This window comes from Cysteiniphilum sp. QT6929 (assembly GCF_030035755.1).
Taxonomy (GTDB): domain Bacteria; phylum Pseudomonadota; class Gammaproteobacteria; order Francisellales; family Francisellaceae; genus Caedibacter; species Caedibacter litoralis.
Genome location: NZ_CP103983.1, coordinates 956854 through 969729 on the forward strand (window position 1 = coordinate 956854; position 12876 = coordinate 969729).

Genomic DNA, 12876 nt, shown 5'->3' on the forward strand with positions numbered 1-12876 from the left:
AATGGCTTTTTAAGCTTGATAATTCCGCGTGATAACATAAGGGATCACTAATGCTATGATAATCCCAGTGAGCAATAGTAAATCAAAGTTTACTGCTGACATCGTGACATCTGAGGTTGGAATAAAGCCAACACTAATCGCAATAACACAGCCGACAAAGCCTAAAACAGCCATTGAGACAGTGCCCTTGACACCCCCGAAAATGACATATTGTCCAGGTTTTGGTTGATTTTGGCGACGTAATTTAATCGCTGCAGCAAACATGCCAATATAGGCTAGCACCGCAAGTTGTGCGGTTAATGCACTTAAAAACCAATACGCTGAATTAACACTTGGCATCAACACATAGCTCAAACAAAACAAGGAAAAGATAATGCCTTGTAACATAAGTACTTTACTCGGTGCTTCATATTTATTGGTTTGCGCCAATCTTTTACTAATAAGACCATCTTCAGCAGCTACCGTAAACGCGCGCGATAAGCCCATAATCCAAGCAGCCACGGTGGTAAACGCACCAAGCACCAAGGTCAATGCAATAACATCTGACATCCACGGCATATTAAATTGTGTAAAGAAATAATTAAACGATGCCATAAGTCCAGTGACAATATCAACCTGCCCACCCGTGCTACTATTCACCGTAAAGATCGCGATATTGGATAATATCAGTGACAATAGAATAACAATACTGGAAATCAATAGTGCTTTAGGGAAATTCTTCTTGGGATTTTTTACATTTCCGGCATGAATAGAGCTCATCTCTAAACCAAATAAGCTAAACATCACTGTCAAGAATAATCCCCAGCTGCCGATATTGGCAAAGCTTGGCAATACATCTGAAACGGTTTGCGGTTTTAAGATAGGTTGCCCTGCCATAACCCAGAATAATGCCAAACCTATAATTAACAACATCGGCATTAATGTACCAACGATTGCCCCGATGACACTTAGGGTACTAGAGGTTTTGATCCCAAATAAATTAATAATCGTTGCTAACCAAAACATGAATAAGCTCATACTGATCATATACCACGGACTCATGACAAGCTCATTAGGATTTAAACCAAACCATGGCGCAATAATATAGGCAATAATCCCTGCAAAAAAACCACATATTGAAGGAAACCATACAAGGTTATAAACCCATTGCAGCCATAAGATGACAAAGCCGGTCTTGGCACCAAAGGCCTCTTTCGTCCACAGGTAGATGCCACCGTTTTTGGAGTAGCCCGTTGCCATCTCTGCCGTTAATAATGCGCAAGGAATTAAAAACACAATCGCAGCTAAAATATAGAAACTAACCACAACCCAACCAGCTTGTGCGGTAATCGATATATTACGTAAACTATCAACGGCAATAATATTAATCATCACCAAACGCAACAGCGTCAGCGATTTTGAAGATGAAATCTGCATATTTTCACTATAATTTTATCTAAAACGCCAAAATTATAACGACAACAAACGCAATTGAATAGCGCTTTATTTTACTGGCGTTACGCAAATGTGTGAATTAATAATTGAAGTTACGTGTTTTAGAAAAACTATGATTTTAAAACACCCCGTCAGCCTACGGCTGCCACCCCTCTTGCAAAGAGGGGAATTAGGCAAAGGTTGATGTACATTCCCCTCTTTGCAAGAGGGGTGCCGAGCTTACGAGGCGGGGTGTTGAAATAGAAAAAAGTCCGTAACTCCAGTGAATTAAAAATTAACCCGTGCTTTAAAGGCATGTGTTAATGTCTGTTGATCAAGATACTCAAGCTCGCCACCAAATGGCACACCAAAGCCAATACGCGAGATGGTACAGGCATGCTCTTTTAACATGTCTGAAATAAAGTGCGCGGTTGTCTCACCCTCAACAGATGGACTTAACGCCATCACAATTTCATTGACTTTAAGACTTGCCACCAGTGATTTAAGTTTGGGTAATTTAAGCTCATTAGGACCAATACCATCTAATGGTGATATCCTGCCATGCAAAATAAAATACTTGCCGCCATAAACACCTGCTGATTCAATTGCCATCATATCAAGCATATTTTCAACGATACACAACTGTGCGTTATCACGCCTGACACTACTGCAGATGTGGCATAAATCATCCTCGCATAGCATATTGCATTGCTGACAATGTTTTATCGCATCAAGCGCATTTTCAATCGCCTGAGCTAGCTCATGTGCTGCTTGTTGTTTTTTATCCAACAGCTGAATCGCCATACGTTGGGCGGTTTTCTTACCAACACCAGGCAACACTTTAAGTGACTCGATCAAGCCTTCGATTTTGGGTGAGAATAGTTTTTGCATAGTTACTTAGAATGAGTATCTGAACAATTAAAACGGGAATTTAAAGCCAGGGGGTAAATTCAAACCTTGCGTCATGTCTGACATTGAACTTTTATTATTCTCTTCAACACGACGAACTGCATCATTAACCGCTGCAGCTAAAAGGTCTTCAAGTATTTCTTTATCTTCTGACAATAAACTTGGATCAATTTCAACACGCTTGACATCATGCTTACCTGTCATGGTAACTTTAACAAGACCGGCACCAGATTCACCAGTGACTTCGAGCTTTTCTTGCTCTTTTTGCATCTTCTTCATTTGATCTTGCATTTTCTGTGCTTGCTGCATGAGCTTACTCATATTCATACTCATTGGTGTGATTATCCTTATATTTTCGTTATTTCGATTATTAAAAAATTATCAGCCGCTAGCTTAAGTTTTTACCCCTAAGATTTCAACTGCTATTTGTTGCTTGTTATTATTTTTGATGGTGCTTTGACTATCTTTTACAGAAGAAGTTTTTTAGAATGATCATCGTTAGAATCGTTAAAACACTGCATTGGAGACTTAGGATGAAGAATTACAAACATATTTTACTGGCAACTGACCTACATGCTGACAACAAACCTGTGATTGAACAAGCCGTGGCCTTAGCCAAACGTAATAATGCCAAACTAAGTGTTGTTAATGTTTTACCACACATTCCTTATTATATGGCATCTGGTGTACCTTCGATTTCTGACTTAGAAGATTACCTAGAAGAAGAAAACCTCAAGCATTTGAAAGCACTTGAAGCACAAATCGATCTTGAAGCAGACTTTCATCTATTACACGGTTCACCTAAACGTAAAATCGTTAAACTCGCGGAAGAGCTTAATTGTGATATCGTTGTTATCGGTAGCCATGGTCGCTATGGTGTTGAGCGATTCATTGGCTCAACAGCCAATGGTGTATTACAACGCGCGCATTGTGATGTACTTGTTATTCGTATCGGTCAGCCAAAATAATTTTCCCCTCTTTCTTTTTTATGCTAAAACTTCCTCCTTTAAGCCTTTATATTCATTTTCCTTGGTGTGTTAAAAAATGCCCTTATTGTGACTTTAACTCACATCATTTAAAGGGCGATATTCCAGCCAAAGCTTACTTAGACACTTTGTTATTGGATTTACAAAGTCACGCACACGATTTACAAGCTCGCCAATTTGATAGCATCTTTTTAGGAGGTGGCACACCCTCGTTATTTCCAAGTAATGAGCTATCACAACTTTTTGAGTATTTATTTAAGCACAAGCTTATTGCTGATCATGCTGAAATCACTATTGAGGCGAATCCTGGCACTATTGAACACGGTAAGTTCAGTGACTATAAAACTATGGGAATTAATCGCGTCTCACTTGGTGTGCAAAGTCTACAAAATGATAAACTAAAGATACTTGGTCGTATTCATAATGCGCAAAATGTCTATAACGCCGTTAATGAATTAACTCATGCGGGATTTGATAATTTCAATATCGACTTAATGCACGGCTTACCTGATCAAAGTGTTGATGATGCACTGTTTGATTTGCGCGAAGCACTGGCATTAAACCCAACGCATTTATCTTGGTATCAATTAACTTTAGAGCCCAACACCGCCTTTGCCGTCAAGCCACCAAAACTTCCCGATGAGGATTTATTATTCACCATCGAGCAACAAGGCAAAGCATTGATTAAATCCGCTGGATTTACACAATATGAAACTTCAGCTTATTGTAAAGATCCTAAATATCAAGCAAGACATAACCTAAACTATTGGCAGTTTGGTGATTATATTGGAATTGGTGCCGGCGCCCATGGCAAGATTACTTTACCTGAAACTGGCATTATCAGGCGCCATTGGAAACGCAAAAACCCCAAGCTTTATATGCAGGAGTTACAGTTTCCTTACGGTTCTAGTGATATTGCCACTGACGAGCGCCCTTATGAATTTATGTTAAACGCACTGCGTTTACAACATGGCTTTTCAATTAGACAATTTGAGCAGACTACAGGGCTTAATATTGATGCTATTGCTGCGCAACTTAATAAAGCAATCACTCGTAAATTACTAACAAGGGAATCAGAATATTTTATACCCACCGAGCTAGGGCAGCGTTTCTTAAATGATCTTTTGCATATCTTTTTGCCATAGGGCTTATGATCTCAAGATACCTTTCATAATAAATACACAACAAGAATCTAAGCATTTAACAGACACTTAGAAATTTTTATTAAAATTTAATGTTGCCGCACTAGACATGGTTATAATTATTTATTATGATCTAAGCACTCCTCAGATTATGCTTTGTTATCTCAACATTACCCCATGTAAAGTGATAGCAAAAGTAGCTGGTAACTCGACCCCCATTTGAGTATCAACAAGGAATATAACAGCAGGGATAATCTGAGGATTTTAAATTGTGTAGCCCCCTAATTTAAAATGTGCTCAAGTTTTTTCAATTGTTTGACTTACTTTCAATATGCACTAATTTTTTAATTATTACTTGGCAGTGATATCGCTTGTTACAGGCTGTTTTGCCGACATGGGTTTTACTGCGTTAGCACGCTCAATCGGTGTTTCAAAAGAAACACGTAAGACTTTAAATCCGTGCTCTTTCAATAAGGGCTTGATTTCTTTTAGCATTTTTTGAATCGGTGTTTTTTGCGTTTCAATATCCAAAACAATCTCGCCGATTTTATGATTAATGGTGACATTATAAGCATGCAACTCACTAGAAATCATTTGATTGGCAAATAATGCTTTACCCAATCCGGCATAGCCTTTATGTGATACATTATCGCCTTGCTGCGAGGTAAACAGTATATTGACTTGCTCCTTGCTTGAGCATGCTAATGCTGCATTGACTGATAACAACAAACCCATAGTGAGTAAAACTTTCTTCATCTTCCTGTCCTTTATTTTGGTTAAAATAACGCAGGCTATTATGTCAAAGTCAGTTTAAGTCCGCTATACTAATTGCCATACTTTTGACTACCATATAAAAATCATGCGACAAATATTCTTAGATACTGAAACCACAGGCTTTGACTTTAAATCCGGTCATCGCATCATTGAGTTTGGCGCTGTTGAAATGATCGATCGCAAATTAACTGGTAACAACTTACACTTTTACTTCAAGCCAGATATTGAAGTTGAAGCAGGTGCTTTGCAAGTCCATGGTTTAAGTAATGATTTTTTGGCTGACAAGCCTCTTTTTAGTGACAAGATTGATGATATCATGGCATACCTTGGTCAGTCTGAACTGATTATTCATAATGCCGGATTTGACGTACCTTTTTTAAATTGGGAATTGCAATTATTATCCCCTAACAAGTGGGGAGCGCTTGAGCAGCATTGTCATATCATCGACAGCCTAATCATGGCACGTGAAAAACATCCCGGACAGAAAAACTCACTTGACGCATTGTGTTCACGCTATGGCGTCAATAACAAGCATCGCACACTGCATGGCGCGTTATTGGATGCTGAGATTCTTGCCGATGTTTACCTGATGATGACCGGTGGACAGCTTGATTTATTTAGTCTTATGACACCCGCTGCTGAAGATAATAACAACACAGACAATTTAACCAAAGGACATACATCAACATCGACAAATCAAGCGCTTAACTTGGTTGATCTGCTAGCCCTTAAACCTCAATGTGACGCACATGATGATTATCTAAAACTGCTAGATAAAAAATCAAAAGACCAAACCTTATGGCGACGTTTATAGCACTGGTGCAACTATTTATTCATCATTATCTACCTTCAGCATGTTTCATATTGAACTTTAGTCTAATGTTGGCTATGTTTATAAGAAATATTTATTTAGCAATACTCAACACTAAGGATAGCTTATGCCAAGGCTTGTGCACCTTTTAAAAGAAAAGCTTATGCATTTTAACATCCCGCTCTTCTTGGCTATTTTATTATTTTTAAATGGCGTCTTTGCCATTTTAATCGGTGTATTTCCATTTATTGAAGCAGCTATTCATGATGAAGGCGTGCAATTAGTTAACCATATTATCGCCGGACAAGGCTTCAAAGAATTTAATACAGTTATCTCTTGCTTTATTGGTTACTTAATGTTGCTCATTGGTCGCGGGATTTATCGGCGCTTGCGTTTTTTCTGGATACTTGCATTATTAATGCTCATTACGCTTTTTTTGACCAATATTTTTGTTTATTATCGCTCAGGCTTTTTAACATGGTTTTATTTTGTCGAGATTATAGGTCTTGCCATTAGTTGGAAAGTATTTAATGTGCGTTCGCAAACGATCAAGCTCAGTTATGCGCAGTTTATTGTTATTTTGTCATTTATTTTGGCATTTCTATACGGCGTAGTTGGCGCTTATCTGCTTCGCGATCAATTCAACAGCATCAAAGACTGGCCAGATGCCATCTACTTTACCGTCGTAACTTATAGTACGGTTGGTTATGGCGACATCACCCCCATTACCGATGAAGCACGACTTTTTGTTGTGTCGATGATTTTTATCGGGCTAGGTGCCTTTGCCGCTGTTTTAACCTTTATTGTTAGTGCCTTTATCGATCGCTTGCAAAATCTATTTCAAACATTCAACAAAGGGAAAAAGCATATGAAAGATCATGTGATTATTTGCGGTTTAAATGATTTAACACACATTATTATCAGTGAGTTACAACAGCAAAATAAAAGCTTTCTGATTATCGATAGCGAACACAGTGAAACTGCTGATAGTACCGAGCTTAAATCGTTAACATTGCATGGCAACGCTAATGACCCTGATATCCTCGATAAAGCAAGTATTGTTGATGCGCATGCGGTTATCATCGCCTACGAGAAAGATGCTGATAACATCATTACTTTATTGAGCATTAATGAGTTTCTAAATGATCATAAACCATCAAAGGCCGCCAAAATAACCATTCGCATCAATCAAAAAAATAATATCAATAAAGCAAAATCCTTAGGGGCTGCCGAAGTTATCTCGCCATTGGTGATGGCAGCCAATGCGATGCTTGATAGCACACATTAAAATGGTTTACGATCGATATGCAAATGATATACTGCCACCTTATAAAAGCTTAATAAATCACACAAATTACCCATATGAACGTTTATATTGCTACAAGCCACGATCCTTTTTATAACCTTGCCGTTGAGAACTGGCTTTTTCGTGAGATGTTAACCGATGAGCCTATTTTATACCTTTGGCAAAACGCGCCTTCTGTGATTATTGGGCGCGCGCAAAACCCATGGCGCGAGTGTAACATCGATGCTTTGAACCATGACAACATCCCCATTGTCCGCCGTCAAAGTGGTGGTGGCACGGTCTATCATGATCTGGGGAATCTAAACTATACGATCATGGCAAAATCTCAAGATTATGATAAAAAGGCAAATCTTGCGTTGATTGTAAATACACTTAAAAGCTGCGGCATTCATGCGCATGCTTCTGAGCGCAATGATATCTTGGTAACACATGAGAGTATTGATTATAAAATATCAGGCAGCGCCTTTCGTGAGACAAAAGATAAATCCTTTCATCATGGGACATTGCTAATTAATGCCGATACTAGCAAGCTATATCACTACTTACATCACAATATTGACGAGTCATTAACGACTAAGGGTGTCCACTCCAAACGCTCAAGCGTTATCAATTTGGCAGCAATTAATCCCAAGATTAGTGCCGCAAAGATTCGCGATTGTTTTTTAAATCAGTTTAATCATCATATTACCTATATCCCTGAACATATGGAAAACAAGCAAGTCACCGATGAAGAAAGTACCTTGCGCACTTGGCAATGGCGCTTTGGCAAAACGCTACCCTTTAGCCGCAGTTTTATCCTTGAAGATAATGACATCACGCTTGAGATTAAGAATGGTCAGATCATAGCATTTGAGACCGATAGCGATGAATATCATCATCTTAAGACTTACTTCCAGAGTAGAAACCCAGTCTATAGCAAACAAAGCTTCGATCTTACAAGTAAAGAATCACTGGATTTTACAGCACAAGAACAGGCACTATTGACTCACCTTTATCAAAATACTGCCGATGTAATGGGAGAATAACCATGACGCAACATCAAGCTGACAACAGTGGTATCAGCTATTTTTTTGCCGGATTGACACTTATTTTTAAGAAAGGCATCAAACGCTATACAATAATTCCTCTTATTACTAACACCATAATCTTTATCGCACTATGGTGGTTTAGCCTGCATGAAATCTCTTTACTCATCAATTGGGTAGATACTCACTTACCTAGCTGGCTTACATGGCTTAGTTGGCTGATTTATCTCATCGCCATTTTGGCATTATTGCTATTTAGCGCTTATCTTTTTACTGCAATCGCGCTTATTATTGCGGCTCCCTTTTACAGCTTTCTTGCTGAGAAAGTACAAAAACAGCTAACAGGGCAAGAAGTTGGTAGTGAGCTTACATTTGCTAAACTCATGCTTATCGCCCCCAAATCTATTGCCCGTGAATTTAAAAAACTGCTCTCTTTCCTGCCGTGGGTTTTGATTATTCTGTTGTGTTACTTTATTCCGGTGGTTAATCTATTTACCAGTGTTTTGTGGTTTGCACTGTTATGTTGGTTCAACGTCGTACAATACGCGGATTATGCTTTTGACAATAATGACATCAGCTTCCCGCAAATGAAAAAACAACTCTCGCAACAAAAGTCTCTAAGTCTAGGCTTTGGCTTTATTACCACGGTTTTTTTGATGATCCCATTTTTTAACATTCTTGTTATTCCAGCTGCTATCGCAGGCACCACTAAGATGTATGTTGATCACTGGCATAACACACGTTTAAGTCACGCAGAATAAAATTGTTCTTTAAAAAAACCTTTATATTTTTTCAAAATTGGGTATATTCTCTAAGCAAATTTCAGCAATCAAATTTTAGGATAACTCCATGTCAGATCTGATGCTTTTTAGTGGTCGCGCAAGCAGCGCATTAACTGAAGAAATCTCTCATTTTTTAGGTGTACAAGTAGGACGCGCTACCGTTTCTACCTTTAGCGATGGCGAATCTCATATTGAGATTATCGATAACGTCAGAGGTCGTGACGTCTTTATCGTGCAATCAACTTGCCCACCAACCAATGATCATATTATGGAGTTGATGTTCTTAACCGATGCATTGCGTCGCTCATCCGCTGGACGCATCACGGCAGTAATCCCTTACTTTGGTTATGCTCGCCAAGATCGCCGTGTACGCTCATCGCGTGTACCGATTTCAGCGCGTGTTGTGGCGGATATGTTAACCGGTGCCGGCATTGATCGTTTATTAACAGTGGATATTCATGCCGAACAGATTCAAGGCTTTTTTAATATTCCTTTAGATAACGTCTATGGCACACCGATTTTATTAGACTATATTCGCTCATGCCGCTTAGAAAATCCAATTGTCGTATCCCCTGATGTCGGTGGTGTGGTGCGCGCACGCGCCATGGCAAAAGCACTAAACACTGATTTAGCGATTATTGATAAGCGTCGTCAAAAGGCCAATGAATCGGAAGTGATGAATATCATCGGTGACATTAGTGGACGTCATTGTTTGATTGTTGATGATATCGTTGATACTGCAGGGACACTTTGTAAAGCTGCACAAGCACTTATTGATCATGGGGCGAAGAAGGTTTCCGCCTACTGTGTGCATCCTGTATTATCCGGTAAAGCGATTGAAAATATCGAAGGATCAATACTTGAGGAGCTAGTCGTTACCAATTCTATTCCACTACATAATGCAGCCCTGAAATGCAAAAAAATCAAAACACTATCATTGGCACCTATGCTTTCAGAAGCGATTCGCCGCACCAATAATGAAGAATCTATTAGCTTAATGTTTTGTGATTTGATTTAAGTCTTAACTTTCCTTATCTTTTTTGTTAGAATCCACGAGCTTTCTCATCAGGGTCGCATGATAAGAAAGTTTTTTAAAATAGAAATTAACTTTAAATATACCTTTTAAGGAAATTAAAATGACAGAATTTACGCTACACGCGGAATTAAAAACTGAAACAGGTACAGGTGCGAGCCGCCGCCTACGTAAAGCAGGAAAAGTTCCTGCAATTATCTACGGCAACGGTTCTGAAGCAACGTCTATCACACTTGATCACAACAAGATCTTGCATGCTACTGAAAACAAAGCGTTCTACACAGCAACTGTTACCATCGATATCAATGGCAAAACTGAAAGCGTTAAGATCAAAGCATTACAACGTCACCCATATAAGCCAAAAATTCTTCACGCTGACTTTGTTCGCGCATAATTCAAAATTAGATTAATCGATCTGAAATCATATTCTCAAAACACCCCGTCAGTCTGCGACTGACACCCCTCTTGCAAAGAGGGGAATATAGAGTAGCCCTTTGCCTAATTCCCCTCTTTGCAAGAGGGGTGCTGAGCTTGCGAAGCAGGGTGTTGTAAAAATCAAAATGAAATCGCAGGTCCTGTGATTAAATTATCCAGACTTTGTAAAGGACCAAGTGGTCTAATCTCATCAATATAGGCTTTGCGTTTTGGCTCACCCGACCAAAGCTTATAGACAACCAACTGATCTTGAATAATAAAAACCGCTTGAAAGCGCCAACCCTCTTTTAGAATCTCTCGACGAAAGCCTGTTAAATCTAAAAGCGCATTACCAATACGATCTTCATATTCATAATCAACATCCACAACATATGCCTGACAGCGCTTAAATAGGCTCAAACATTCGCCAACAGGTTCTGGAATGTTCTTACCTGTACTTAACGGGTCAAACCGAATGCGGATATCCAGATAGTTTTCAATCTTGACGTTATTGGCAACATAAGGATCAAAGCCCATATGATTAAGCTCAGGTAAAGTCGTTTTATTTGGCGAGACCTCATCATAAACACTCTGGATACTATTAAATGTCTGCCAATGATCATTGCGCTCAACTTTTTTCGATGGCAATAAGAAACTGCACCCAGACAAAAATGCTGCGATCGCACAATGTGTTATAACCAGTCGCCACTTCATTGGTTAATCCTTAGCCGTTTTATACTCCATATGATAAGTATAGTTTATAATTTAGGATGTAAATGCCTCTAATTTCAAATTAATTATTTAGACTAAGCAGAAAAGTATGAGTTTAGAGTAGATTACAGTTTTGCAGGCTCAAATTATTTTTCAATATACAGTACAATTAACAGTGCATTGCATTTTTGCATTATTTTTGTTCAATAATAAAAGAAGGATATTACGATGATTTTTACTACTTTGCTTTGCGATTCAGATAGTGGCTTTTTTCTATCTGAGCTTTAATTCTTTTGAAGCATTATACATCCTGAAAAAAAGTTTGACCGAGATGGAATTTCATACGCTTTATTCTTGTTTTTAAAGACATCGAACTGTCTTTTAATTGACGGGGAGATGTCACGTAAATTTTCAAATAAGCATACTCCTGCAGTTTCGTTGAACGCGCTTTCTCTATCGCTAATTATGGAGATACTTGTACTATTAAGAAACATCAACAAACTGTTATTGGGCACTATTTCAATTTCTGTTAAGCATTTAGTATATAAACTCATTAAGTCACGAACTGCCACACATAACTCGACAATATTAGCAATATGATTTGGCTTATACATCACGGTATGGTGCTGAATACTAAAAAAGTGCTCTTCAGCGGAGCTCTCCCTAAAGTTTGACGGAACCAATATCATTGGCGGATGCTTAGGCTTATAAAAACTCTCATAAGCCTTTTGTATATCAAATAGCGGCAACTCATTTTCACCCGTTGCCAATTTATGCAACATTGCTTGCCCAGAGACACTATCAAAAATATGATTAGCAGCACTGCTTAGGTAAAATGAATTTTTCACATTCGATTTATGTACCTTAATATAATCTAAAATCATATCTTGCATTAAATTTTTCGAGTTATTAGCATAACCCGTATTCATAATTTCTCTGAGTAAAAACTCTCTAATATGCCAAGTTTTTGGTGAGCACTTCATATACTCCATAAGCTCAATTGGAAAGCCTAAGTACTCACAACGCCAGTTGCTATTCATATTTAATGCGATATCTCTTAAAGCAGAAAAGTCACTGCTATAATCTATAGAATCCACCACCCCCAGACCAATTTTCATTTGCAAATATTTTGCCCTTTGCTTATAAGTTGGGATTATTACAGGGTCTCTAACTCCAGAACAAACACTCCAGTTCAGATTAAGCGCAGATCGATCTGAAAGACTAAAATAAGTTATATAAGACATATCACCAACAGATCTTAGTGCTCCAGGAATAATATATCCTTCCAGCTCCATAAAAAACTGCATCGATTTTTCAACAACCATGCCAAAAGGAATATTATCCGCAACAATATTGCCATCCGGATCATAGAAATAATCAGCATCACAAATTAAATCGCCGTAGCGATAGCTGTACTTTGTAAACTCATATTTATCAATACCATCTACGGTATCTAGTAATGCTACAAACTCTGGATTGGCTTTGTGCATTAAGATACGCGCATCTGCCCAGTTTAATTTCTCTACACCCATTTCTCTTTCATCCGCCCCATTTTTATTATTATTATTCT

General features: G+C 38.4%; 14 protein-coding genes. 8 read left to right on the plus strand and 6 right to left on the minus strand.

Annotation, left to right across the window (positions count from 1 at the left end; all coding sequences use genetic code 11):
- Nucleotides 1-9: 9 nt before the first annotated feature.
- The 3 genes from NYP54_RS04030 to NYP54_RS04040 form a co-directional block, all read right to left on the minus strand.
- Complete coding sequence (locus NYP54_RS04030) at nucleotides 10-1416, minus strand: APC family permease (RefSeq protein WP_283157270.1); 1407 nt, start codon at nucleotides 1414-1416, stop codon at nucleotides 10-12.
- A 285-nt stretch (nucleotides 1417-1701) separates the two neighbouring features.
- Nucleotides 1702-2304: a recombination mediator RecR gene (gene recR / locus NYP54_RS04035; protein WP_151194205.1), complete on the minus strand. Its 603-nt coding sequence runs from the start codon at nucleotides 2302-2304 to the stop codon at nucleotides 1702-1704.
- Nucleotides 2305-2331: 27 nt separating this feature from the next.
- Nucleotides 2332-2655: a YbaB/EbfC family nucleoid-associated protein gene (locus tag NYP54_RS04040; RefSeq protein WP_283157271.1), complete on the minus strand. Its 324-nt coding sequence runs from the start codon at nucleotides 2653-2655 to the stop codon at nucleotides 2332-2334.
- A gap of 200 nt (nucleotides 2656-2855) precedes the next feature.
- Here NYP54_RS04040 and NYP54_RS04045 point away from each other — a divergent pair, with 200 nt between their 5' ends.
- Nucleotides 2856-3290, plus strand: a complete 435-nt coding sequence (locus tag NYP54_RS04045; protein WP_157968199.1) for a universal stress protein — start codon at nucleotides 2856-2858, stop codon at nucleotides 3288-3290.
- A gap of 20 nt (nucleotides 3291-3310) precedes the next feature.
- Nucleotides 3311-4453 carry a radical SAM family heme chaperone HemW gene (gene hemW / locus NYP54_RS04050; RefSeq protein WP_283157272.1) on the plus strand — a complete coding sequence of 381 codons (1143 nt, stop codon included), beginning with the start codon at nucleotides 3311-3313 and terminating at the stop codon, nucleotides 4451-4453.
- A 348-nt stretch (nucleotides 4454-4801) separates the two neighbouring features.
- On the opposite strand, the gene NYP54_RS04055 is transcribed toward hemW, so the two are convergent.
- Nucleotides 4802-5206, minus strand: a complete 405-nt coding sequence (locus tag NYP54_RS04055; RefSeq protein WP_283157273.1) for a hypothetical protein — start codon at nucleotides 5204-5206, stop codon at nucleotides 4802-4804.
- Nucleotides 5207-5306: 100 nt separating this feature from the next.
- Between NYP54_RS04055 and dnaQ the strand changes: the two genes are divergently transcribed.
- From dnaQ to rplY, 6 genes are all read left to right on the plus strand, one after another.
- Nucleotides 5307-6038: a DNA polymerase III subunit epsilon gene (gene dnaQ / locus NYP54_RS04060; protein WP_283157516.1), complete on the plus strand. Its 732-nt coding sequence runs from the start codon at nucleotides 5307-5309 to the stop codon at nucleotides 6036-6038.
- A 124-nt stretch (nucleotides 6039-6162) separates the two neighbouring features.
- On the plus strand, nucleotides 6163-7323 hold the full coding sequence (locus NYP54_RS04065; RefSeq protein WP_283157274.1) for an NAD-binding protein: 1161 nt from the start codon (nucleotides 6163-6165) through the stop codon (nucleotides 7321-7323).
- Nucleotides 7324-7397: 74 nt separating this feature from the next.
- Nucleotides 7398-8366 (plus strand): lipoate--protein ligase, encoded by a 969-nt coding sequence (locus NYP54_RS04070; protein WP_283157275.1) that lies wholly within the window; start codon nucleotides 7398-7400, stop codon nucleotides 8364-8366.
- 2 nt (nucleotides 8367-8368) lie between these two features.
- Nucleotides 8369-9127, plus strand: a complete 759-nt coding sequence (gene cysZ, locus NYP54_RS04075) for a sulfate transporter CysZ (protein WP_283157276.1) — start codon at nucleotides 8369-8371, stop codon at nucleotides 9125-9127.
- An 88-nt stretch (nucleotides 9128-9215) separates the two neighbouring features.
- A complete protein-coding gene (locus tag NYP54_RS04080; RefSeq protein ID WP_283157277.1) occupies nucleotides 9216-10166 on the plus strand; it encodes a ribose-phosphate pyrophosphokinase in 951 nt (316 codons plus the stop codon).
- A 118-nt stretch (nucleotides 10167-10284) separates the two neighbouring features.
- Nucleotides 10285-10575 (plus strand): 50S ribosomal protein L25, encoded by a 291-nt coding sequence (rplY, locus tag NYP54_RS04085; protein ID WP_151194192.1) that lies wholly within the window; start codon nucleotides 10285-10287, stop codon nucleotides 10573-10575.
- Nucleotides 10576-10736: 161 nt separating this feature from the next.
- On the opposite strand, the gene NYP54_RS04090 is transcribed toward rplY, so the two are convergent.
- Together NYP54_RS04090 and NYP54_RS04095 are read right to left on the minus strand one after the other, a co-directional pair.
- The gene (locus tag NYP54_RS04090) at nucleotides 10737-11309 is read right to left on the minus strand and encodes a hypothetical protein (protein WP_283157278.1); all 573 of its coding nucleotides are present in this window, start codon (nucleotides 11307-11309) and stop codon (nucleotides 10737-10739) included.
- 281 nt (nucleotides 11310-11590) lie between these two features.
- Nucleotides 11591-12838: a hypothetical protein gene (locus NYP54_RS04095; RefSeq protein WP_283157279.1), complete on the minus strand. Its 1248-nt coding sequence runs from the start codon at nucleotides 12836-12838 to the stop codon at nucleotides 11591-11593.
- Between the last annotated feature and the right edge of the window lie 38 nt (nucleotides 12839-12876).